The sequence below is a fragment of the Lacibacter sediminis genome (assembly GCF_014168535.1).
In the GTDB taxonomy this organism is placed as follows: Bacteria; Bacteroidota; Bacteroidia; order Chitinophagales; family Chitinophagaceae; genus Lacibacter; species Lacibacter sediminis.
This window is the reverse complement of the sequence record NZ_CP060007.1, coordinates 812,554-837,434: the sequence shown is the minus strand read 5'-3', so window position 1 is coordinate 837,434 and position 24,881 is coordinate 812,554. Positions and strand designations below refer to the sequence as shown.

General features: G+C 40.8%; 17 protein-coding genes. 14 read left to right on the top strand and 3 right to left on the bottom strand.

The features are described 5' to 3' along the window. Positions 1 to 39: 39 nt before the first annotated feature. Positions 40 to 780 carry a DUF3667 domain-containing protein gene (locus H4075_RS03695; protein WP_182804265.1) on the bottom strand — a complete coding sequence of 247 codons (741 nt, stop codon included), beginning with the start codon at positions 778 to 780 and terminating at the stop codon, positions 40 to 42. A 251-nt stretch (positions 781 to 1,031) separates the two neighbouring features. Here H4075_RS03695 and atpG point away from each other — a divergent pair, with 251 nt between their 5' ends. From atpG to H4075_RS03635, 12 genes are all read left to right on the top strand, one after another. Next, complete coding sequence (atpG, locus tag H4075_RS03690) at positions 1,032 to 1,919, top strand: ATP synthase F1 subunit gamma (protein ID WP_182804263.1); 888 nt, start codon at positions 1,032 to 1,034, stop codon at positions 1,917 to 1,919. A 94-nt stretch (positions 1,920 to 2,013) separates the two neighbouring features. Beyond that, complete coding sequence (gene scpB, locus H4075_RS03685; protein ID WP_182804261.1) at positions 2,014 to 2,925, top strand: SMC-Scp complex subunit ScpB; 912 nt, start codon at positions 2,014 to 2,016, stop codon at positions 2,923 to 2,925. A 136-nt stretch (positions 2,926 to 3,061) separates the two neighbouring features. Continuing rightward, positions 3,062 to 4,270 (top strand): diaminopimelate decarboxylase, encoded by a 1,209-nt coding sequence (lysA, locus tag H4075_RS03680; protein ID WP_182804260.1) that lies wholly within the window; start codon positions 3,062 to 3,064, stop codon positions 4,268 to 4,270. A gap of 129 nt (positions 4,271 to 4,399) precedes the next feature. Beyond that, positions 4,400 to 6,745 carry an NADP-dependent malic enzyme gene (locus tag H4075_RS03675; protein WP_182804258.1) on the top strand — a complete coding sequence of 782 codons (2,346 nt, stop codon included), beginning with the start codon at positions 4,400 to 4,402 and terminating at the stop codon, positions 6,743 to 6,745. 169 nt (positions 6,746 to 6,914) lie between these two features. After that, positions 6,915 to 7,652 carry an MlaE family ABC transporter permease gene (locus H4075_RS03670; RefSeq protein ID WP_182804256.1) on the top strand — a complete coding sequence of 246 codons (738 nt, stop codon included), beginning with the start codon at positions 6,915 to 6,917 and terminating at the stop codon, positions 7,650 to 7,652. 3 nt (positions 7,653 to 7,655) lie between these two features. Continuing rightward, positions 7,656 to 8,465 carry an ABC transporter ATP-binding protein gene (locus H4075_RS03665; protein WP_182804254.1) on the top strand — a complete coding sequence of 270 codons (810 nt, stop codon included), beginning with the start codon at positions 7,656 to 7,658 and terminating at the stop codon, positions 8,463 to 8,465. Positions 8,466 to 8,518: 53 nt separating this feature from the next. Next, entirely contained in the window at positions 8,519 to 9,352 is an 834-nt protein-coding gene (locus H4075_RS03660; protein WP_182804252.1) for a DUF4198 domain-containing protein, read from the top strand. 144 nt (positions 9,353 to 9,496) lie between these two features. After that, the gene (locus H4075_RS03655) at positions 9,497 to 9,901 is read left to right on the top strand and encodes a hypothetical protein (RefSeq protein ID WP_182804251.1); all 405 of its coding nucleotides are present in this window, start codon (positions 9,497 to 9,499) and stop codon (positions 9,899 to 9,901) included. Between the two features lie 387 nt (positions 9,902 to 10,288). Continuing rightward, positions 10,289 to 11,164: a succinate--CoA ligase subunit alpha gene (sucD, locus tag H4075_RS03650; RefSeq protein WP_182804249.1), complete on the top strand. Its 876-nt coding sequence runs from the start codon at positions 10,289 to 10,291 to the stop codon at positions 11,162 to 11,164. A 102-nt stretch (positions 11,165 to 11,266) separates the two neighbouring features. Then, positions 11,267 to 11,683 (top strand): hypothetical protein, encoded by a 417-nt coding sequence (locus H4075_RS03645; protein ID WP_182804247.1) that lies wholly within the window; start codon positions 11,267 to 11,269, stop codon positions 11,681 to 11,683. 50 nt (positions 11,684 to 11,733) lie between these two features. After that, positions 11,734 to 12,306: a pentapeptide repeat-containing protein gene (locus tag H4075_RS03640; protein WP_182804245.1), complete on the top strand. Its 573-nt coding sequence runs from the start codon at positions 11,734 to 11,736 to the stop codon at positions 12,304 to 12,306. 9 nt (positions 12,307 to 12,315) lie between these two features. Next, positions 12,316 to 12,945, top strand: coding sequence for a class I SAM-dependent methyltransferase (locus tag H4075_RS03635; protein ID WP_182804243.1), 630 nt, complete (start codon positions 12,316 to 12,318; stop codon positions 12,943 to 12,945). Positions 12,946 to 13,005: 60 nt separating this feature from the next. Here H4075_RS03635 and H4075_RS03630 read toward each other — a convergent pair whose 3' ends face one another. Further along, positions 13,006 to 13,788, bottom strand: coding sequence for a DUF4476 domain-containing protein (locus tag H4075_RS03630; protein WP_182804241.1), 783 nt, complete (start codon positions 13,786 to 13,788; stop codon positions 13,006 to 13,008). Positions 13,789 to 13,971: 183 nt separating this feature from the next. Between H4075_RS03630 and H4075_RS03625 the strand changes: the two genes are divergently transcribed. Together H4075_RS03625 and H4075_RS03620 are read left to right on the top strand one after the other, a co-directional pair. Next, positions 13,972 to 20,046, top strand: coding sequence for an alpha-2-macroglobulin family protein (locus tag H4075_RS03625; protein WP_182804239.1), 6,075 nt, complete (start codon positions 13,972 to 13,974; stop codon positions 20,044 to 20,046). Positions 20,047 to 20,260: 214 nt separating this feature from the next. Continuing rightward, positions 20,261 to 22,996, top strand: coding sequence for a M14 family metallopeptidase (locus H4075_RS03620; protein WP_182804238.1), 2,736 nt, complete (start codon positions 20,261 to 20,263; stop codon positions 22,994 to 22,996). Between the two features lie 63 nt (positions 22,997 to 23,059). Here H4075_RS03620 and H4075_RS03615 read toward each other — a convergent pair whose 3' ends face one another. Continuing rightward, a complete protein-coding gene (locus H4075_RS03615; RefSeq protein ID WP_182804236.1) occupies positions 23,060 to 24,844 on the bottom strand; it encodes a vWA domain-containing protein in 1,785 nt (594 codons plus the stop codon). Positions 24,845 to 24,881: the final 37 nt, after the last annotated feature.

Below are 24,881 nucleotides of genomic sequence, written 5' to 3'. Positions count from 1 at the left end.
CAATAGTAAAAAAGCAGCCATTCAAAAATGGCTGCTTTTTTAATGTCTTTTATAAAAGAACCTGAAATAAATATAAAAGGTCACTGATACCAGGATCACGGTTACAACCTGAGTTAGCAGAGTTGAAAGCATGCCTTTAAAAAACGAGACTGTTTTTCTTCCACTATAAAATTGTGTGCAGGCCCAACCATAGTAACAACTCCAGCAAAAAAGGTAAAAAGCAAGAAAAGGATAAAATGGCGGGTGAAACATTAACCAGATTGGTGCTACCAGCATGCTGAAAAAGATCGAACGTTGGCCCGATGTGTACGCTGCAAGTACCAGGTTCTCGGAATAATTCGCACCAGAACGACGGAAAAGCAGTCGGTTAAATAATGCCAGCAACGGGATGTTTAAAAAAATAAGCAGGTTTACATGTTTATCAAGGAAGATCGAAATGGGGTTTGCAGGCATGGCTGAGCCTCCCGAAAAACTGGCAAACCCTGAACCGATCAAGATCACTGAGGCAAAGCCTACTACCACAAAAGCAAACGTAAAAGGGTTGAAATATCTTTTTCGTTTTCCATCCACATATTCCCTCGCCACAATACCCGGCCTGAATACCAGCTGCCAGATCAGTGGAAAGATCCCCTTATCGGCATGGGTGAACGCATGCACCAGATCGTGCCAGATATGATGGAAGTTAAGCCGGTGCGTATCGGCTTTTTGTCCGCATTGGGGGCAGAAAATTGACGAGGACTCCAGTACGGAGCCGCAGTTTAGGCAGTTGTTAGATTGCATAGTTGGTTTGGCTGTGGTGAAAATAATAAAATCACTTCATTCCCCCTGAAAAACGCCCGTACGTCCCGCCTCAAAAAAACAGGTTCAGCTTTTCCACAATTTCGCTGCGGGCTTGCACTTGTAACCCTGTTTCCATTACCTTTGCGGCCTGAAATTTCAGTGTAAAGTTTAAGGTTTCAAGTGAAAAAGCGACTGTTCTGATACGATGTAACCTTAAACATTCAACTTTTAAACGTTAAACGTTCAACCACATGCCCGGACAATTAAAAGAGGTACGTAACAGGATCAAAAGTGTTCAAAGCACCCAGCAGATCACGAAAGCCATGAAAATGGTGAGTGCAGCCAAACTCCGTAAAGCACAGGATGCCATCATCCAGATGCGCCCTTATGCACAGAAACTGCAGGATATGCTGAGCAATATTGTGAGCAACAGCGATGGTAGTGTAAACATGAAACTGGCAGCTGAGCGTCCGGTAAATAAAGTATTGATCATTCTTGTTACCAGCGATCGTGGTTTATGCGGTGGTTACAATGCCAATCTGGTAAAACTTGCCCGCCTTACAATTGCTGAGCAATACGCAGAGCAACAGCAAAAAGGTAATGTGCAGGTGTGGGGTATTGGTAAAAAAGGCTTTGAAGCAATGTTGCGTAACGGTTACAAGACAAGCGACACGTATAAAGATATTTTCCTTCACCTGAGTTTTGAAAATGTACAACAGGCTTCAGCTGCGGCAATGGATGCGTTTGTAAAAGGTGAGTTTGATGTGGTTGAACTGGTATACAGCCAATTTAAAAACGCAGCTACACAACAATTTAAACTGGAGCGCTTCCTCCCTATTCCAAAAGTGGTGAGCAAAGAAGGTGCTGCCAAAACAAAATCTGATTTCATCTTCGAACCGGGTAAAGAAGAACTCGTTACCGAGTTGATGCCGAAGATCCTCAATACACAATTATTCAAAGCAGTGCTTGATGCAAATGCATCGGAGCATGGTGCACGTATGACGGCCATGGATAAGGCAAGTGATAACGCCAACGAATTGTTGCGTTCACTCCGCATCAGCTATAACCGTGCACGCCAGGCAGCCATTACAACTGAGTTGACTGAGATCGTAAGTGGTGCAGCAGCATTGAATAGTTAAGCCCTGATTCCTGAAAGGGAAATAAAGGCCCTCACAGATTTGAGCTTTTGCTTAATTTTCAAATTCTCAAATCTTCAAATTTTTCAAATTACGAATGGAACTTAGTGTTATCATCCCGCATATTGAAGCGCTCATCTTTGCAGCTGAACGTCCGCTTACCACATTGGAGCTTTGCGATCTTGTGAACAGTGCATTAGGTTTTATTGAAGACCGTGCAAACCTGGACCAGACAGAAGCAGCTATTTCAGCTATCAAAGAAAAATATACTTCTGAGTTTTATCCGTTTGAAGTGAGAGAGAGCGGCGGTGGCTGGCAGTTTCTTACAAAAAAAGAATATCACAAGACCGTTGCGCAGATCAATGGCGATAAATTCCTGAAACGTTTAAGTACGGCAGCATTGGAAACTCTTTCCATTATTGCGTACAAGCAACCAATCACCAAAGGTGAAATGGAAGCTATTCGTGGGGTAAGCTGTGATTACGCAGTACAGAAATTATTAGAAAAAGAACTGATCGTTATACTTGGTCGAAATGAAAAGATGCCGGGTCATCCATTGGTGTATGGCACCTCCCGTTCATTCATGGATTATTTTGGTATTAACTCACCGGAAGATCTGCCAAAGATCAAAGAAGTTATCTCTACAGATATTATTGACCCGACAGGTGTACAAAGCGACACATTGAATGTTGCGGGTGAAGAAGAACAGGAACTTTCTTCAACTGAAGCATTGGTAGTTACGGAAGATGGTGAGTTATTGGAACAACCCATCAGCAGTGTGGAAGAAGATCAACAGGAAGAAGCTGTTGTTGAAGACATCATTGTTACGGAAGAAATAAACGAGGAAGAAATTGTTGCAGAAGAAGAATCGATTTCACAGGACGAAGAGGAAGCACAAACTGAAGAAGAAGCAAGTGAAGAGCATGTTGTAGAAGAACCGCAGGAAGAGGAAGAAACGGAAGACAGTGATGTGGAAGAAGAACAAGATGAAGAAGAGAAAAAAGATTAATGATAGAAAGCCCCCGATGAAACGGGGGCTTTTCATTTAAAATAACTTACAACTAATCGTTCACAACTTCCTTTGCCATGATTCGCAATGAACGATTGGTTTTTAAACTAAATTCGCAACCTAGCAATATCGACACATGACTCCTTCTATCCCAACCAATCTTTTACAGCAGATCGCATCTACATATGGCACGCCGGTTTATGTTTATCATGCAGAAAAAATTAAGCAGCAATACGAAACATTGATCAATGCTTTTTCTGTGTTGGATATACGCATCTTTTATGCATCCAAAGCATTAACGAATATTCATATTGTCCGTTACCTCAACAGTCTTGGTTGTAATATCGATTGCAGCAGCATCAACGAAGTAAAACTGGCGCTGCATGCAGGCGTAGCTCCTGAAAATGTATTGTACACCAGCAACGGTATTTCATTTGCTGAAATTGAAGAAGCAGTAGAAGCAGGTGTGCATGTGAATATCGATAGTTTATCGAACCTTGAAAAATTCGGTAAGAAGTACGGACATAGTTACCCTGTTGGTGTAAGGCTTCGTCCAAACATCATGGCAGGTGGCAACATCAAAATTTCAACCGGTCATAATAAAAGTAAGTTTGGGATTCCCGTTGAGCAGATCGGAGAACTGGAAGCGATTGTGAAAGCAAATAACATTTTCATCCGAACATTACACATCCACACCGGAAGTGAAATAAAAGATGCTGATGTGTTTGTAAAAGGTATTGAAGTGTTGTTCGATCTTATTCCTCATTTTCCTGAACTTGAAGTGATCGATCTCGGCGGTGGTTTTAAAGTGCCTTATATCCCCGGAGAAAAAACGGCAGATGTTGCATCGATTGGACAAAAATTAAAACAGGCATTTGATGCACATCCATTAGCGAACAACCGAAAATTACAAGTATGGTTTGAGCCCGGTAAGTTTTTAGTGAGTGAATGTGGTTATTTAGTGGCTGAAGTAAATGTGCTGAAACAAAATGGCGATACCATCATTGCAGGCGTAAACACAGGACTCAATCATTTGATTAGACCAATGATGTATGATGCGTATCATCACATCACTAATCTTTCAAACCTCAACGGTACAGAAAAAAAATACATGGTCACAGGTTATATCTGTGAAACAGATACGTTTGCCAGCGATCGTTTATTACCTGAAATAAAAGAAGGCGATCTGCTTTGCTTCCATAATGCAGGTGCATATGGTTTTGAAATGAGCAGTAATTATAATTCACGCTACCGCCCTGCAGAAGTAATGGTGAAAAATGGAGAAGCAATCCTCATTCGCAAGCGGGAAAGCTTTGATGATCTGTTGAAGAATATTCCTGCTTGATCTCTATCTGTTTCCGCTTGTAAATTTCCGATCTAAGTGTGACTTTTCTATCAGAAAATCCACTTTTCATTCTTTTCGTACCTTGCCGCCCTTAGTGAGGTAAACCGATTGTTTGATTAATTAATACGTATGAACAAAGAAGAACTGCGCCGGCAACAGGCATTGGAATATCATGCCAAAGGAAGACCGGGGAAAATTGAAGTAATTCCTACGAAAGAAGCCAAAACACAGCGTGATTTATCATTAGCATATTCACCTGGTGTTGCGGTGCCCTGCATGGAAATTTTCAACAACCCCGAAGACGTTTACAAATACACAGCAAAAGGAAACTTAGTAGCGGTGATCAGCAATGGCACTGCGGTACTGGGTCTTGGTGATATTGGTCCCGAAGCGGGCAAACCCGTGATGGAAGGAAAGGGAGTACTATTCAAGATCTTTGCTGATATTGATGTGTTTGATATCGAGATCAACGAAAAAGATCCTGAGAAGTTTGTACAAATTGTAAAGGCGCTTGAACCAACGTTTGGTGGTATCAATCTCGAAGACATTAAATCTCCCGAATGCTTTTATATTGAACAGCGTTTAAAAGAGGAAATGAAAATTCCGCTGATGCACGATGATCAGCATGGTACGGCCATCATCAGTGCTGCTGCATTGCTGAATGCATTGGAATTACAGAAAAAGAAAATCGACAAAGTACAGATCGTTGTAAATGGCGCAGGCGCTGCGGCTATTTCCTGTATCAAGTTATATGTGGCATTGGGTGCAAAGAAAGAAAACATCAAAGTGTTCGACAGTAAAGGATTGATCCATGATGGAAGAACCGATCTTGATGAACAGAAGCAGTTGTTTGTGATCAAAAGCAAACCAATGACATTGGATGAAGGCATGAAGAATGCTGATGTGTTCATTGGTTTGAGTAAAGGAAATACTGTTTCGAAAGAAATGGTAAAAAGCATGGCGAAGAACCCGATCGTTTTTGCTATGGCCAATCCTGATCCGGAGATTACTTACGAAGATGCAACAGAAACAAGAAAAGATGTGATCATGGGTACGGGACGAAGTGATTATCCCAACCAGATCAACAACGTGTTAGGCTTCCCTTATATTTTCCGTGGTGCATTGGATGTGCGTGCAACAACCATCAACGAAGAAATGAAACTGGCTGCTGTAAAAGCACTGGCAGAACTAGCCAAAACACCTGTGCCTGATATTGTAAATATGGCTTACAACGAAACGAATATTGCGTTTGGTCCAAACTATATTATTCCAAAACCACTTGATCCCCGTTTGCTGAGTTATGTTGCACCTGCTGTTGCAAAAGCAGCAATGGATAGTGGTGTGGCACAACATCCTATTACCAATTGGGAAGAATATGAGAACATATTGAATCACCGACTGGGTATCGATAACCAATTGATGCGTGCAATTGGCAGCAAGGCGAGAAAAGATCCCAAGCGTGTGGTGTTTGCTGATGCAGAAAATGTAAAGGTGTTGAAAGCTGCACAACTGGCGTATGAAGAAGGAGTAGCCTACCCCATTTTATTGGGTGATGTTAAAAACATCAATGAAATTGCTGACGTAAATGGTATTGAACTGGAAGGTATCCCTGTGCTTGATCCTAAGAGCAAAGAGATGGAAGAGATGCGTCAGAAATTTGGCGAACTGTTTTTCCAGAAGCGTCAACGCAAAGGCTTGAACCGTTATGAAGCGGCAAAGTCAATGAAAGAACGCACACACTTTGGCTGTATGATGGTGGAAACAGGTGAAGCTGATGCAATGATCAGTGGATTGAGCCGCAAATATGCTGACACTATCCGTCCTGCACTGCAGATCATCGGCAAAGATGAAAATGTACGCAAGATCGCCGGCATGTATATCATGCTCACCAAACGTGGACCGTTGTTCCTTGCTGATGCAACAGTAAACTTTAATCCACGTGCTGATGAACTTGCAGACATTACACAACTTGTAGCAAAAGAAGTAAGATCTTTTGGTATTACACCACGTGTGGCTATGCTTAGCTATTCAAACTTTGGCAGCAGCGAGGGCAACGAATCAAAAATTGTTGCAAGAGCAAGAGAAATTGTGAAAGAACGTGAACCAAACCTTGTATGCGATGGTGAGGTACAACCACTTGTTGCGTTCAACAAAGAGATATTGAAAGAAAATTATCCGTTCAGTGAATTGGTGAATGGTGAACCGAATGTGTTGATCTTCCCCAACCTTGCCAGCGGTAATATTGCTTACAACCTGTTACAGGAAGTTGGTGAAGCCGATGCCATCGGCCCCATCTTACTTGGATTGAAAAAGCCTGTACACATTCTGCAATTGGGCAGTTCTGTACGTTCTATTTTCAACATGGTGTTGATCTCTGTGGTTGATGCACAAATGAAAACCAAAAGCAACACACAGGAAGCTGTAAAAAAATCACCGTGGTGGAAAAGGTTTCGCAAGGTGAGCCATGATATGTAGTTGAGAGCCGATAGTCATGAGTACCGGGTAAACAACTGCAAATCGGGAAAATATCAAAATCAGTCAAATCTCAAGTTTGGATTACTTTGTAGGCCCGAACTTGAGATTTGCATTTTGAATTGTATCTTCAATGCTTATAATTAGTCCTTTTGAATATTGATATTAAACTATGGATTTCTTCACACACTTCGGCCGTTACCTGTTAATGATCAAGGGCATGTTTTCCAGGCCGGAGAATATGCGTCTTTACTGGAAAGAGTTGATGCACCAATGCAATGAGATCGGTATACGATCTGTTGGTATCGTTGTTATCATCTCTGTTTTTCTTGGTGCGGTAACAACTGTACAAACAGCTTACCAGCTTATCACACCTCTCATTCCAAAAACGGTGATCGCCATTATTGTGCGTGACAATATCATTCTTGAACTGGCACCAACACTTATTTGCGTGGTACTCGCAGGTGTGGTTGGTTCACGTATTGCATCAGAGTTGGGTAATATGCGTATCAGTGAACAGATCGATGCATTGGAGATCATGGGCATCAACACAAAAACTTATCTCATCTTACCAAAAATTGTTGCAGCACTAATTGTTGTTCCATGCTTAGTGGTGCTTGCAGCGGTGTTAGGTATCTGGGGCGGTAAAATGGCCGGTTCTTTATCGGGTATTCTTCCACCGGAAATTTACAACGATGGTTTGCTCGAAGATTTTATTCCTTACAACGTCATATTTGCATTGAGCAAAACTTATACGTACGCATTCATTATTTCAAGTATACCTGCTTATTATGGTTACCATGTACAGGGCGGCTCACTGGAGATTGGTCGTGCAAGTACCAAATCGGTGATCGTAAGTTGTATTTTAATTTTATTGGCAGATTATGCACTCGCTGCATTATTATTATAACACATGATTGAGATCAAGAACATACATAAAGGTTTTGATGGCCGCACGGTGATCGATAATGTATCTGCTTCTTTGGAAACAGGTAAATGCAATCTTATTATCGGTGCGAGTGGCAGTGGTAAAACGGTATTGATGAAATGCCTGGTTGGTTTGTTTGAACCTGATAGCGGCGAAGTATTGTACGATGGTGAAAGTATCACCAGTATGAATGAGGAAGGAAGAAAAATGCTGCGTCAGCAGATAGGTATGCTTTTCCAGGGTTCGGCATTGTTTGATTCGATGACGGTGGAACAGAATGTTCGTTTCCCGTTGGACATGTTTACCAAACTCAACCTCAAACAAAAACACGATAAAGTAAATGAAGTGCTGGCAAGAGTAAACCTTACCGGTGCCAACGATAAATTCCCGGCTGAGATCAGTGGCGGTATGAAAAAACGTGTGGGTATTGCACGTGCCATTGTATTGAATCCGAAATTTTTGTTTTGTGATGAACCGAACTCAGGTCTTGATCCAAAAACTTCATTAGTGATTGATAAGTTGATTAAAGAGATCACAATCGAATACGGTATGACCACTGTGGTGAATACACACGACATGAACAGTGTAATGGAAATTGGTGATAAGATCATTTTCATGCACCAGGGACATAAAGAATGGGAAGGCACAAACAAAGACATCATCTTCAGCAAGAATGAAGAACTCAATCAATTCATTTTTGCATCCGACTTTTTGCAGGATGCTAAAGACATGCGTATGCTGGAAGCAAAAGGAAAGATCAGTGACGACCGGGATATGGATAAGCTGATGAAGTAAACAGGCAACTTCCCGGCAGAAGATAAATAATACAGCTTTTTTAATTGAATAATATGAGGTTAAAATACAAGCTTACTTATTTACTTATTTTACTTCTTATACTTCCCGCACTTGCACACGAATTTTGGCTGGAACCCCAACAGTATATTTTCTCCCGCACCGATGAGATCAATATCCGATTCAGAGTAGGTGAATCATTTACCAGTGACAACTGGAAAGGCAGTCGTGAAAAAATTAATGAACTGAAATTATATTACGCCGACATAGTCGATGATCTGAGTGATGCCATCAGCGATGAGGAAGGAGATTCACTGCAATTTTCCATACACGAAGAAGGAACAGCAGTAGTTACCTTCAACAATACCAATTCATTTATTGAACTGGAAGCAGAAAAATTCAATGCCTATTTATCAGAAGATGGCTTACAATCAGCTATTGATTATCGTAAGCAACATAATGAAACAGATTCTCCCGGTTGTGAGTTATACCAGCGTTCTGTAAAAACTATTGTGCAGGTAGGTGCTTTAAAAACGGCCGTGTTTAAAAAGCAAACAACATTACCGGTTGATATTATTCCCCTCTCCCACCCGTACCAATTAAAAAATGGTGATTCACTTACAGTAAAAATTTTCTTCAAAAATGAACCGTTGGTGAATAGCAAAATTCGTGTATGGCATAAACTGATGGGCCGTGTTGTTGACACTTCGTTTATGAGTAATGAAAAAGGTGAGATCAGTTTCACTGTTAGTACAACGGGTGAATGGATGGTGAGTTGTGTACAGATGATTCGTCTTACTGATGATCCAAAAGCGCAATGGCAGAGCTATTGGGGTAGTTTAACCTGGGGTTATACGGGAAAGAATAAGAGTACGATCATGGCAAGATAATATTGGATTGCAGATTTTAAATATACGATTTTAGATTTGCAATGTATAAGCGTTAAATATTCTGTCAGATTATTTAACAAGCATTTACAGCACCGAATCAGCTCATGGCATAAAGTATGAAGTGAAAGATGAAACAGTTCGCTTATGCTAAAACTATACTCAGCAGTCTTTCTACTTTTTACTTCCTGCACAACCAAGATCAGTTACATTGGCAACAAGACAAGCCCAACATCAACAACAGATGTATACGTTACTGAAAAGAGTATTCTACGACCCTACAAGATCATGGGCAAGGGTTTTTTAAAGCCAGGCAGTTTTGATCGAAAGGTTGAAGAAACGATGCAACGAAAATCAGTTAAGCAAGCAAAAAAGATTGGTGCTGATGCTGTTCTGTTTCTTGATTTTACAGTTCAACATACGGGAGCAACAATCAACTCTGTAATCAGAACCGATTCGATTGCAAATGGAAGTTACAGTGTTGGACAAACAACACTGAGCCCGGCTGTATCAACCGGTTTTACGATTCTCTTTTTGAAATATCTCGACTGAAACTGTTAGAACAAAAGCAAGTTCAAAGCCTCGGAGCAACCTGAGTTTCGATTTCACCACTTCAGGGTTTTAATTCTTTTTGTATTTCATTTACTCTACAATACGATCATCCCTTCAGGATTTTAAAAACTCGAAGAGGTGATCTTATTATAGAAACACAAAATGTTTATGTGCCAAACCCCGAAGGTGTGGAATAAATCGCTGATTAATGAATCGAATGCTGACAGGCTGCCGGATTGAAGCGGCACCACAGCGAAGCGGAGGTACAGCGAAAAGCCGGAACAATTGTTCGTTTTTGCACAACTGCAAAAAGCCCCAAATCTTAGCGGTTAATTCCAAAATCCTAGACCATCATCCCTTATCTTTGCGGCCTAATAAAGTTTCCAAATGAGCATCCTCGTTAATAAAAATTCCAAAGTCATTGTTCAGGGTTTTACCGGAACAGAAGGTACTTTCCATGCAACGCAAATGATCGAATACGGTACTAATCTCGTTGGTGGTGTTACACCGGGTAAAGGTGGCACAACGCATCTCGATCGTCCTGTGTTTAACACAGTGGAAGAAGCTGTACAAAAAGCAGGTGCTAACGTAAGTATCATTTTTGTGCCGCCGGCTTTTGCTGCTGATGCTATTATGGAAGCTGCGAATGCAGGTATTGAACTGGTGGTGTGTATCACAGAAGGCATTCCGGTGCAGGATATGGTGAAAGCAAAGAATTATTTAGTTGGAACAAATACACGATTGATCGGACCTAACTGTCCGGGTGTTATCACTGCGGGTGAATGTAAAGTGGGCATCATGCCGGGCTTTGTATTTATTCCCGGTCGTATTGGTATTGTATCAAAAAGCGGAACGCTTACTTATGAAGCAGCTGATCAGGTAGCGAAAGCTGGCTTGGGTGTTAGCACAGCTGTTGGTATTGGTGGCGATCCAATCATTGGCACAACTACCAAAGAAGCACTGGAATTATTTATGAACGATGACAACACGGATGCAGTAGTAATGATTGGTGAAATTGGTGGTGGCATGGAAGCGGAAGCTGCACGTTGGTATAAAGAGAATGCAAAGAAACCTGTGGTTGGTTTTATTGCCGGACAAACAGCGCCTCCCGGCCGTCGTATGGGGCATGCGGGTGCCATCATTGGCGGTGCCGAAGATACTGCTGCTGCAAAAATGCAGATCATGACTGAGTGTGGTATTCATGTGGTAGCAAGCCCAGCTGATATTGGTAAAACAATGGCTGAGGTGTTGAAGAAGAAGTAAGGCTATTTTGAATTATTATATTGAAACCCTGCAATTGATTGCGGGGTTTCTTTTTTGATAGATAATTCAAATCAACATTTGTCGTTATCTAAAAAAGAAAAGATGAAACTACTGTTCATCCCTCTCCTTTTCTCGTGCTTATTTTTTGGTCTGACAACAAGAGGTCAATCTCTTACAGAGAAAGATTTTCGTTTGATGATAGATGGTAAACTTTACTCTGATTCAATTAACAGCATTTCTGTTTCCGAACTGTTGAAATTGAAAGAGGTTACAGCAAATTTTTCATGGATCGTTGTAAAAAGCATAACTGTCTATTGTGATTTTGTAAAGCCTGAAGACCGGGATCATGTATATGATGGTGTCGAAGTCAGAAGATGCCATAACAATATAATTTGCAAAGAGGCCAAGGATTTGATAAAGACTATGACTTCAGGTTTACACGTTGGAATTGTTGCAGAAGCGATAAATAAGCAAGGAAAAACAGTGCATATAAAAGATATCGTGTACCGCATAAAATAAACTCTGCATGACTTTTGATATTTTTCGTAAATCCTTTTTACATTGGTTCCATGGAAAGAGCTTACGAAGAAGACAAACAGTTTGAAGGCATTGATTATACAGTCAAAAAATTACTCGTCGGCGAATACGAAAATTGCAGATTCATCAACTGCAATTTTGCTGAAGGCAATCTTTCAAAGATCACGTTCATTGATTGTGTGTTTGATAACTGTAACCTGAGTGCAGCCAATATCAATGGCACAGCGTTTCAGGAAATTAGTTTCAGTAATTGCAAACTGATGGGGCTGCGGTTCGAAGACTGTAATCAATTCTTATTTACCGTAAGCTTTACCGGTTGTCTGTTGAATCTGTCAACGTTCTATAAGATGAAACTAAAAAACACCCGTTTCACAAATTGCAGTATGCAGGATGTAGATTTTACCGAGACTGATCTTACGTCTGCAGAGTTCGACAATTGCAACCTGTTGCAGGCGGTATTTGATAATACCATTCTTGAAAAAGCAGATCTTCGCACAGCCATCAACTTTTCGATTGATCCTGAACGAAACAAATTAAAGAAAACGAAATTTTCTTCTTCAGCTTTAAGCGGGCTCTTGCACAAATATGACCTGGTAATCGAATAAATATTTTTTATGAGCGATGTACAACAAGCCTATAACAGCTGGGCGCAACAATACGACAGCAACGAAAACAAAACACGTGACCTTGAAGCGAAATCATTGCGGGAGACATTAGCACCTCTCTCATTTGAGCACTGTTTAGAAATTGGTTGCGGCACAGGAAAGAATACAGTGTGGCTGATGCAGAAAGCAGCAACCGTTACTGCAGCTGATCTTAGTGAAGAAATGTTGGCGAAAGCAAAAGAAAAGATCACATCACCCAATGTCATGTTTGTGCAGGCAGATATTACACAACCATGGGATTTTGCAACGAAACAATTCGATCTTGTTGGATTCAGTTTGGTATTGGAGCATATTGAATTACTGCAACCCGTTATGGAAAAAGCAGCAGCAGCGCTAAAGTCCGGCGGTTATTTATACATCAGCGAATTGCATCCCTTCAAACAATACAATGGAAGTAAAGCAAGATTTGAAACAGAGACAGGCATACAGGTAGTAACCTGTTTCAATCATCACATCACAGATTTTACGGATGCAGCAAATGCAAATGGTTTGTCACTTGTAACCCTTGCTGAATACTTTGATGATGACAACCGAAACACTATTCCCCGATTACTCACTTTGCTATTCGTGAAGAAATAACAAATCCCCCGCTGCCGGGGGATTATTTTCATAGATGCTTCTGCTTAATATTTTAATTGTTTAATCTCTATAAGTTGAAATATACCTTGTAAGCTCGGTCTTGCTGCTTCCGAAGTTAAAGACGTCATTCACTACAAAATAGTTGCCTCTGTCGATTGTATAACGGTAGGCAAATTTTGCCAGTTCCAGTCTTGTCTGTTCAAACGAGATGAGTTCAGCAAGTTCTCTTACCTGTTGTGCGTTTACACGGTTGTAAGGCAGGGTTGAACGTAACAGGTCCATTTTATTTTTATCGGCGTTTTCACGTTCAACTGATTGCTTGAGTTGTTGAAACCTTTCGTAACTCATCACTGTACCGTAATTGTTGTCACGGTTGTTGTAATCACGGTTATCATTTCCCCAACCGCCATTATTGTTGTTATCGTTGCCCCAGCCACCGTTGTTACGGTCATTATCGTTCCAGTTATCATCATTACGGTTTTCGATACGTTCTTCATCGATGAATACTTTACCAAAACGATTGATCACAATATCAGTATGCATACCTCTGCGGATATTCACACTGTTGTTATAGATCAGCTCATCACGGTTGTTGTTACCACCGAACAAGCCTTTTCGCCTGTTGTTGTTATAGTTCGTACTGTAGATCTGGATACGATGAATACCTGGGCTGAGATTGTTGATGCGAATTTCTCTGTTGCCTTGTTGCACCTGCCGGCCATCGATCATGATACGTACAGGCGTATTACTCATACTGGTAATACTTAACCGGGCATCATCCCAGGCAGCAAATGTTGCTACTGTTAAAAAGAGCATTGTAATCAGGGTAAAAATTTTCTTCATAGAAACCTCCTTTGTTTTTTAATTAGATGTCAAAACAAATGCCGTGGAAAATAAAAAGCTGATAAAGATTCGTTAAAGGACTAATTACCCGGCCTTCAAAAGTGGACAATTACATTTATGCAATTCCTTGTTTCTTTGCATCTCATCAGCACAGTATTGATTACCTTACATAAAATGTTTTCTATGTTTTTGAAACGTATTTCTCTTGTTAACCTTTTTATCCTTTTGTTCAGCATGTCGCTTTTTGCACAAAACAAATTCAACTATACCGCAGCATGGAAAAAAGCAGAAGATCTTATTGAAAAGAAAGGTCTTACTGAATCGGCATTAAAAGAAGTAAAGCTCATTTATGATGCGGCGAAAAAAGAAAAGAATAACGGACAGTTATTAAAAGCTCTGCTGTTTCGTTTAAGTCTGCAGCAAATGAAGGAAGAGGATACCGATATCAAAACGATAAGAGAAGTTGAGAAAGAAATAAGTACAGCTACGGAACCATTGAAATCTGTACTAACCAATTATGCTGCCGAAGCATACTGGCAATATTTACAAAACAACCGATGGAAGTTTTACCAACGCACCAACACAACTGCTTTTGTTAAAGACGACGTAAGCACATGGACGATTGATGACCTTCATAAAAAGATCAGCAGCTTATATCTTTCATCACTACAAAATAAAAAAATACTTCAGCAAACAAAGCTTGATGCATTTGATCCTGTGATCAGTAAAGGCAACGTTCGCCATCTCCGCCCTACCCTTTATGATCTGCTCACGCATAGAGCCATTGACTACTTTCAAAACGATGAACGCAGCATTACAAAACCGGCTGATGCATTTGAAATAGATCTAGCTTCGGCTTATGATCCTGCTGCCGATTTTGTGACAAGGAAATTTAAAACAAGCGATTCTCTTTCGCTTACCTATAAAGCATTATTACTTTACCAGGAATTGATCGCTTTTCACCTTGCTGATAAAAAAGCAGATGCCTTAATGGATGTTGATCTGTTGCGTTTTCAGTTTGTTCATCGTTATGCTACACTGGAGAACAAAAAAGAGTTGTACCGGATGTCGTTGAATCATCTGCTCCATCAGTATAATCATCAGCCAATTGTTTCGCAGGCTGCTTATTTGCTGGCAAGAGATTATGCTGATTTTGCAGCTACTTATGATTTCAAAAAGCACAAAGTAAATGATGAACAGAATCCACGTTATTATTATCAGAAAGCAGCTGAGCTATGTAAAAAAGTAATTGCACAAATACAGTTAACAGAAGGCAAGGCAAATTGCAGCAACCTCTTACATGAAATTGAAAGCAAACAACTTTCCATCACATCTGAAAAAGTAAATGTTCCCGGCAAACCTTTCCGTTCCTTGCTTCAATACCGTAACACGGTAAAGGCATGGTTCAGAATTGTGAAGATCGATCCAAAGAAATTTGAAGAGATGGGGCAGAACCGTTGGGAAGATAGTTACTGGAAAGATCTTACAGCATTAAAACCAACCGTAAGTTTTTCATATTCACTTCCTGCAACAGATGATTACCAGAAGCACAGCACCGAAATAAAAGTAAATGCATTACCTGTCGGCACCTATCTTCTGCTTGCAAGTGCCGATGAAAAATTCAGTCTTGCAAAAAATGTATTGGCTGTTCAGTTCTTTCATGTGAGCAATATTGCATGGATGCATCATGATAATAATTTTTTTGTGGTGAACCGTGAAAGCGGCCAGCCCTTGCAAAAAGCAAACATTACATTGTGGGAACAGTCGTACAATTATGATCAACGGAAAAATGTTTCGGTAAAAGCCGGTAACTATACCAGTGATGCGAATGGTTATTTTCTTGTAAACAAACCGACAGGTAACAATGCCTATAATCGTACACTCGAAGTAAGTTATCAAAATGATCACCTGTATTTGGACGACCGTGCTTACAGCTATGTGTACAATGAACAAAAAGAAGCGGTTGATGAAACAAAAAGCCGTCGTACATTTTTCTTTACAGATCGTTCAATTTATCGTCCCGGACAGCTACTATATTTCAAAGGCATTGTTACAACAAAAGATGCAGCAACAGACAAGCCGAAGGTAGTTGCCGGTCTTAAAACAAAAATTTATCTCTACGATGCGAATTATCAAAAAGTGGATTCAGTTGAAGTGATCAGTAATGAATATGGTTCTTACAGCGGAAAGTTTACTTTACCAGTAGGAAGGATCAGCGGACAATACCAATTACAAGAATCGGTAACAAATGGCATTGTCTCTTTTTCTGTTGAAGAATACAAGCGTCCGAAATTTTTTGTAGAGTATCAGCCCATCAAACAAAGTTTTCGTGTAAATGATAAGATCAATCTTACAGGTAATGCAAAAGCTTATGCAGGCAATAACGTTGATGGTGCAAAAGTGAAATACCGTGTGGTTCGTCAACCACGGTTGCTTTATCCATGGCTCAGTTGGAAATGGGGATGGCCGGTAATGCAGGAACAGGAAATTGCACATGGCGAAGCAACAACGAAAGCTGATGGAAGCTTCGATATTTCGTTTACTACTATTCCCGATAAACAGGTGCGTAAAGAACTGGAGCCTGTGTTCGATTATAAAGTGATCGCTGATGTAACTGATCTGAATGGCGAAACAAGAACCGGTGAAACAACAATAAGTGTTGGTTATAGTTCCCTGCAATTGCAAATCAGTTTGCCTAAAGGTGAATTGCAAACAATCAATCAATTCAACAGCCTCAACATCAGTACAAAAAATATGATGGATGAGTTTGTGAAGAGCATGGTAACAGTGCGTATGTACAAACTGAATGCGCCTGACCGATTAATACGTGATCGTTATTGGGAACAGCCCGATCAATTCATCATGAATGAAAAAGAGTACCGTGCAGATTTCCCTTACGATGAATACAACAATGAAACAGATAAAGAGAATTGGGAACGTGGCGAGAAAGTGTATGAAAGAAAAGACAGTGTGAAAGTGAGTGGTGAATGGTCAGTGGTCAGTGGTCAATGGTCACCTGGATGGTATTTGATTGAAGCTGTAACAACAGATAAAGATGGCAAGGAAGTGAAGAATCAAACTTATGTGCAATTGACGGATGACAGTGGTAAACTTTCATCGCCTGAGTATGTTTGGAAATTACCTTTGGCTGTTACGGCAGAGCCGGGCACAATTGCTACGATTGGTTTTGGTTCCAGTGCTGACAGTGTGCATCTTATCCAGATCAACGAAATAAATGAAAAAGACAAACTCAACTATCATCTATTGAACAGGAACAAGAAAGAATTAACAATTCCCGTAACGGAAGAACAACGTGGTGGCTTTGGGTATGCTTATTCATTTGTAAAACACAACCGCTTTTACAGTTTCACCAGGTATGTAAGCGTGCCATGGACCAACAAAGAATTAAAGATCACGTATGAAACTTTCCGTGATAAAACATTGCCTGGCAGCGAAGAACAATGGAAGATCAAGATCAGCGGCTATAAAGGTGATAAAGTAGCAGCAGAATTATTGGCAAGTATGTACGATGCATCACTTGATCAGTTTAAACCACATCAATGGAACAAACCTGATTTGTTTCCGGTGAATTATTTACGGAATAATTGGAGAGGTGGCGGATTTACAATGATTAATTCGGAAGAGAAAGTATGGGAACTAAATCAAGACAATTCCTTTTCGAAAGAATATGATCAACTCAATTCAATTGCCAACAACGATATCATGTATAAGAGTGGCAGGATTCGGAGATATCTCGTTGTTGCAGACCAGCAAATGGTTGCTGCGGCAGCACCGGGTGAGGCAAAAGTTATGAAGCGTAAAGAGAGAGACGAAAAACATTTTGAGGCCGATTCGATTAAATTCAACTTCCAAACTAAAAAAGGACAAACTAAAAATTCAAACGAAATATCTCCAATTCGCACCAACTTTTCCGAAACAGCTTTCTTCTTCTCAGATCTGAAAACAGATGCAGAAGGAAATATCTCTTTCAGTTTTACCATACCTGAATCTTTAACTAAATGGAAGGCACAGTTGCTCGCACATACGAAAGATCTGTCGCTTGGTTTAAGTGAACAAAGCATCATCACCCAAAAAGATCTGATGGTGCAGCCATTTGCTCCACGGTTCTTACGTGAAGGTGATCGTTTTGAATTCACCGCCAAGATCACGAACCTCACCGATAAAGAAATGACAGGTATCAGTAATCTTGAATTACTGAACACCTCTACCATGCAACCTGTTGATGGCTGGTTCCAGAATACATTCCCCGTGCAACATTTTACAGTAGGTGCAAACCAGAGTACAGTGGTGAAGTTCCGCACCGAAGTGCCGTACAACTTTAATGAAGCACTCACCTACCGTATCACGGCAAAAGCAGCTAATAGAAGTGATGGCGAAGAAGCAACACTACCTGTGTTAACTAATCGTATGCTGGTAACAGAATCGTTACCCTTGAACATGCGAGGTGATGGTACAAAGACTTTCAACTTTACGAAACTGCTGAACGCAGAACAATCAGAAAGTTTAACACATCATCGCTTTACGATCGAGTTCAGCAGTAATCCTGTTTGGTATGCAGTGCAGGCATTGCCATACCTCATGGAATATCCGTACGAATGTGCGGAGCAGACATGGAATCGTTTTTATGCGAATGCACTGGCATCACACATCACACAAAAACTACCCCGCATTCAGCAGGTGATGCAGCAATGGAAATTAAAAGACACAGCTGCACTTATGAGCAACCTGCAAAAGAATGAAGAATTGAAAGCAGCACTGCTGGCTGAAACGCCATGGGTATTGCAGGCAAAGAATGAAGAGCAACAAAAGAAAAACATTGCTTTGCTGTTTGATATGGTGCGAATGAATACGCAACTCAGCAAGAATCTTTCACAACTGCAACAAATGCAATCGCCCAATGGTGGATTTGTCTGGTTCAAAGGCGGACCAGATGATCGATACATCACACAATACATCATCAGCGGTATTGGTCATTTGCAAAAATTAAATGCCGTGCCAAAAGAACAGCAGGTTGCATTGAATGCAATTGTAGCAAAAGCCATTTCTTATCTCGATAAAAAATTAAAAGAAGACTATGATCAATTGTTGAAATACAAAACACCGTTGAAGAACAACAATATCAGTTACACACAGATCCAGTATTTGTATATGCGTAGCTTCTTCCCTTCTGTTGCACAAACAAAAGGAACAGAAACAGCGTTCAGCTATTACAATACACAGGCACGTACGTTTTGGGTAAATCAAAGCCTTTACATGCAGGGTATGATTGCTTTGGCGATGCATCGCAGTAAAGATGCAAACACTGCAACTGCCATTGTAAAATCGTTAAAAGAAAACGCACTCTTCAGCGAAGAGATGGGTATGTACTGGAGAGAATTCAATGCAGGATACTACTGGTACCAGGCGCCGGTGGCAGCACAGGCTTTAATGATAGAAGTGTTTAACGATGTAACTGCTGATAAAAAAGCAGTAAACGATCTGAAGACATGGTTGCTGAAACAAAAGCAAACGCAGAACTGGAAAACAACCATCGCCACTGCTGAAGCTTGTTATGCATTGTTGCTGCAAGGTGGTGAATGGATTGCTGCTGAACCGGTTGTTGAAATAAAAGCCGGTGATCAGTTGTTCAGTACATCAACCGAAAAAACAGAAGCAGGCACAGGCTATTTCAAACGGAGCATCGATGGTAATTTTGTAAAACCGGCATTTGGAAATATTAATGTGACTGTCAGCAAATCAAACGGGCAACCAGGTTGGGGTGCTGCTTACTGGCAGTATTTTGAAAACCTCGACAAGATCACTTCGGCAGAAACACCGTTGAAATTGCAGAAGAAATATTTTGTTGAACGCAACACAGCTAATGGTCCGGTTCTTACTCCGGTGAATGAAGGCGATGAACTGAAAGTGGGTGACAAAATAAAAGTCCGCATCGAATTGCGTGTTGATCGCAGTATGGAATACGTGCATATGAAAGATATGCGTCCAAGCTGTATGGAACCGGTGAATGTGCTGAGTCAATATAAATGGCAAGGTGGACTTGGATATTATGAAAGTACCAAAGATGCCAGCACGAACTTTTTCTTCAGCTGGTTAAACAAAGGCACATACGTTTTTGAGTATTCAATGTTTATTACACATGCCGGCAACTACAGCAGTGGTATTACAACTATTCAATGTATGTATGCACCTGAGTTCACGAGCCATAGCGAAGGAGTGAGGGTGAAGGTGAGCGAATAATGAGTGATGAGTAATCAATCATCAGTATAAAACGGGCAGCTTACGCTGCCCGTTTCCTTTTTATTCGGGATGGGAAATACAGACATACCAGCCACCCGCCGCTCATCCATTCCATTAATTACGGATGGGGATGCTTCTTATCTTTAAAGCATCAGCATGAGAAGCCGGGCACTATTGCTTTCTTCTCCATTATTTACTTTTCAAAACCTCCTGCATGAGACTAGTTTTCATTTCTCTATTGCTGTTTATCGGCACAGCAGTTTATTCGCAAAAGCTTCCTTCGCCCAAAGAACATTTCGGGTTCAACATTGGCGATAATTATCATTTAGCTACATATACCCAAACCGAGGCGTATTTTAAAAAGATCGCATCGGCATCAGACAGGGTGAAGCTGGTTGATATTGGTAAAACAGAAGAAGGCCGTACACAATACATGGTGATCGTTTCTTCACCTGCAAATCTGAAACAACTGGAAAAATACAAGAGCATTTCACAACGACTTGCTCGTGCAGAAAATCTCACCAATGCGCAGGCACGTGACTTAGCAAAAGAAGGGAAAGCAATTGTGTGGGTGGATGGTGGTTTGCATGCAACTGAAACAGTGGGTGCACATCAGTTGATTGAAACCATCTGGCAGTTTATCAGTCGTAATGATGAAGAAACACAACGCATTCTCAATGATGCCATCATTCTTTTTGTTCATGCAAATCCTGACGGACAGGAACTTGTTTCAAACTGGTATATGCGTCATGCAGATACCTTGAAACGTACACTCAACAATCTTCCACGTTTGTACCAGAAATATATTGGCCATGATAACAACCGTGATTTCTTCATGAACAATATGAGTGAAACAAAGAACATGAGCCGTCAGCAATACATTGAATGGATGCCGCAGATCTTATACAATCATCACCAGGCTGGCCCCGCAGGTTCTGTTGTTGCTGGTCCTCCTTATCGTGATCCATTCAATTTTGCTTTTGATCCTTTATTAGTGACAGGTATTGATGGAGTTGGTGCGGCTATGATCAATCGTTTAAATGTGGAAGATAAACCAGGCTACACACAACGTGCAGGCTCTGTATTCTCTACATGGTGGAACGGTGGGTTACGCACCACAGCTTATTTTCATAACATCATTGGTTTGCTTACTGAAATAATAGGCAATCCAACTCCTGCAAGAGTCCCCTTGGTAACAGCACGACTTATTCCGAATGCAGCAACACCCTTTCCTGTAACTCCGCAACAATGGTTGTTCCGTCAGTCGATCGATTATTCTGTTTCACTGAACTATGCGGTGCTTGATTATGCAGTGCGTAACCGTGAACCATTGTTGTATAACATTTACAAGATGGGAAAGAATTCAATTGACAAAGGCAATAGAGATCATTGGTCCTTATCGCCCAATAAAGTGGAAGCAATTAAAGAAGCGTTCCAAAAAGATCAACGTCCATCTGCACAGAACAATAGTCAGAATTTTGTTGATACCATTCCGTTGAAATATTATGATGCAGTTTTTAAAGATCCTGCTAAGCGTGATCCAAGAGGATTTATCATTCCTGCTAATCAACCTGATCTCAGTTCAGCAGTGAAGTTTGTAAATGCATTGATTCTTTCGGGTATCAAAGTTGAAAAAGCAACTGCCAACTTTTCTGTTGCAGGTAAAGAATATCCAGCGGGTTCTTATGTAGTGAAAACAAACCAGGCATTCCGTCCGCATGTAATTGATATGTTTGAACCACAGGATCACCCGAATGATTTCTTATATCCGGGTGGGCCTCCTGTTCGTCCGTATGATGCTGCCGGTTGGACGCCTGCCTTTACGATGGGCTTCCGTTTCGATCGGATCATGAATGGTTTCGATGGACCATTTGAAAGTATTGCTTATGGTGCAGAACAAATGACGCCGGGCAAATTCAGCAACAGCGCCAACGGCTATGTACTGAATGCTGCAGGTAATGCATCGTTCATTGCAGTAAATGATCTGTTGCAGGCCGGTGTAGAAGTAATGCGTATAACTGATGCAACGGCAAGTGGCACAGCACAAGGATCTTTCTTTGTGAAAGCAACTGCAAAATCAAAATCAATTCTCGAAAAAGCAGCGAAAGATTATGGTGCGCAGGTAATTGCTGTAAGCAAACAACCAGCCGGTGTTGCAAAGAAAATAAAATCACTACGCATTGGTTTGTGGGATGTGTATGGTGGCTCGATGGCATCGGGTTGGATGCGTTGGATATTTGAACAGCATCATTTCCCTTACACAGTTATCTATGCAAAAGATATTGATGCAGGTAAATTAATTGATCAATATGATGTGATCGTTTTTGTGAGTGATGCAATCCCTGCACTTGGCGGAGGTGGTCGAGGTGGTTTTGGTGGACGTGGACCAAGAGCTGATGAAGTGCCCGCTGAATATCAAAAAACATTGGGCAGAATTACACCCGATACATCTATTGCACAATTGAAATTATTTGCTGAAGCAGGTGGCAATATTGTAACGATTGGCAACAGTGCAAATCTTGCTTATCATTTTAAACTGCCTGTAAAAAATGCATTGGTTGAAATGAATAACGGAGTTGAACGTAACCTCCCCGGTGAAAAATATTATATCCCCGGTAGTGTATTACGTGTAAAAGTTGATTCAACACAACAAACAGCATGGGGAATGAACGGTGAAGCAGATGTATTTGTATCGAGCAGTCCTGTGTTTAAATTATCACCTGATGCTATTGCGAAAGGTATAGTAACTCCTATTGCATGGTATGCTTCACCGAAACCATTGCGTAGTGGTTGGGCATGGGGACAGGAATACTTACAGGATGGTGTTGCTGCATTTGCTGCAAAAGTGGGCAAAGGAAATTTATACGTGTTTGGACCAGAGATCGCCTTCCGTTCTCAAACACACGGCACGTTTAAGTTTTTGTTTAACCAGTTGACGGCTGTGAAATAAAAGAAGAAATCAGAAAACTTATACCTAAAGAAGAAGGGCAGCTAAGCTGCCCTTCTTCTTTTATCAAAATAAAATGATCTCATCTTTCTTTCGTTCTCTTTTTCTAAACCAGCGTTTCTTTTCTTTTACCGGCTTGTACAATTCTTTAGCCTTGCGCACCAGCATCAGCATTTCATTTTGCCAGTAATCTTTTGGATCTACACAGGTAGTCAGCAGGTTTATCAACGCATCCCAATTCGGATTTTTGATATAAGGCGATTGTTTTAACATCAAACCAAACATTGCCACTGCTGCTGCAAAACGATAGCTGCTGTCAACACGATACAACGATTGGTAATTAAACGGCAGTTGAATTTTTTCATTTACCCTGTTTTTCGTTTTTACCGATTGATAACTTAACTCTGCTTCAGCAACGGGTGTTTCGGTATTGTAATCTTTTTCGAGTTCCACTTCAAACACAGCTGTTACCGTATGACCTGTTCCTATTTCACCACCTTCCAGAATACTGTTGCTGTCAGCGAGTACATCTTTACGATTATCAAACCCAATCAAACGGTATCGCTTTACCTGTGATGCTTGAAAGATGGTGTTGAGATACGCATCATCAACCACCACATACAAGGTCTGCATCAATTCTTTCACCAATACTTTCTCTGCCTCCATCACATTATCGAGATATGCAAAATTGCCATTGCCTTTTTTCGCTAATGCTTCCAATTTTGAATCTTTATAGTTACCCATACCAACACCAAGGCAGGTTAAATAAATTCCTGTCTGCTGTTTTTGTGTGATCAGTTGCATCAATGCTTCTTCACTTGATTCACCCACATTAAAATCACCATCAGTTGCAAGTATCACACGATTGTTGCCTCCAATAATAAACTGACTTTGCGCCAACCGATAAGCTTGTCGTATAGCTGATTCACCCGGCGTATCACCACCTGCTGCTAATGAATCAATAACCGACATGATCTTGTCTTTTTCATTACCGCCTGTTGGTTGCAATACAATACCAACTGTTCCGCCATATAACATGATGGATAGGGTATCAATGCTACGCAGGTTCTGCACCATCATACGAAATGCAGTTTTCAATAAAGGCAAACGATTGGGCAGATCCATTGAACCGCTCACATCGATCAGGAAAACAAAATTGCTGGGTGGCAACGAATCGTAATTGATCTTTCTTGCCTGCAATTGTAAAAACAATAAACGGTTCGATGGATTCCACGGACAATCTGTAAGCTGTGATTGCACATGAAAATCTTTACCGGGTTCAGGTTCTTTGTAAGGCTGCGGAAAATAATTCAACATCTCTTCAATACGCACGGCATCTGTTGGCGCCCTTGAATTCATATTGATGAAACGACGAATGTTGCTGTACGATGCTTTGTCAACATTCATGGCAAAACCAACAGAAGCATAATCAGCAGCCTGGTTAAAACTGTTCTCTACTTGTGACGAATAGGTTTCTCCCGAAGTAAAATAATGTCCCTTTGTGTCTTCTTTCTTATCTCTGGTTACAGATAAAAGTTTCCGTTTAGGATTACTGATGGCTACACTTGGTTTCATCAAAACCGTATTGTATTCATTGCTGTTCAGCACAACTGTTTTTTCTTCATACCCGTGCAGAAAAAAGCTGACCGTATCTTTTGTTTTTGTTGATGGGATACCAAATGCTCCCGTTGATCCTGAAGTATAAAATGAATTGGATGTGTGAAGTCGTATCTGCACCAATGCTAACCCATTACCAGCAGCATCTTTCACTTCACCACGAAAATAAAATTGTGCATCCGCTGTTGCGGCGATGAGAAGCAAGCATACCAAAGCAATGCACCTTAGGTTCATAGTTCAATTCCTGCTTCACCGGGTTAGTAAGTGGTAA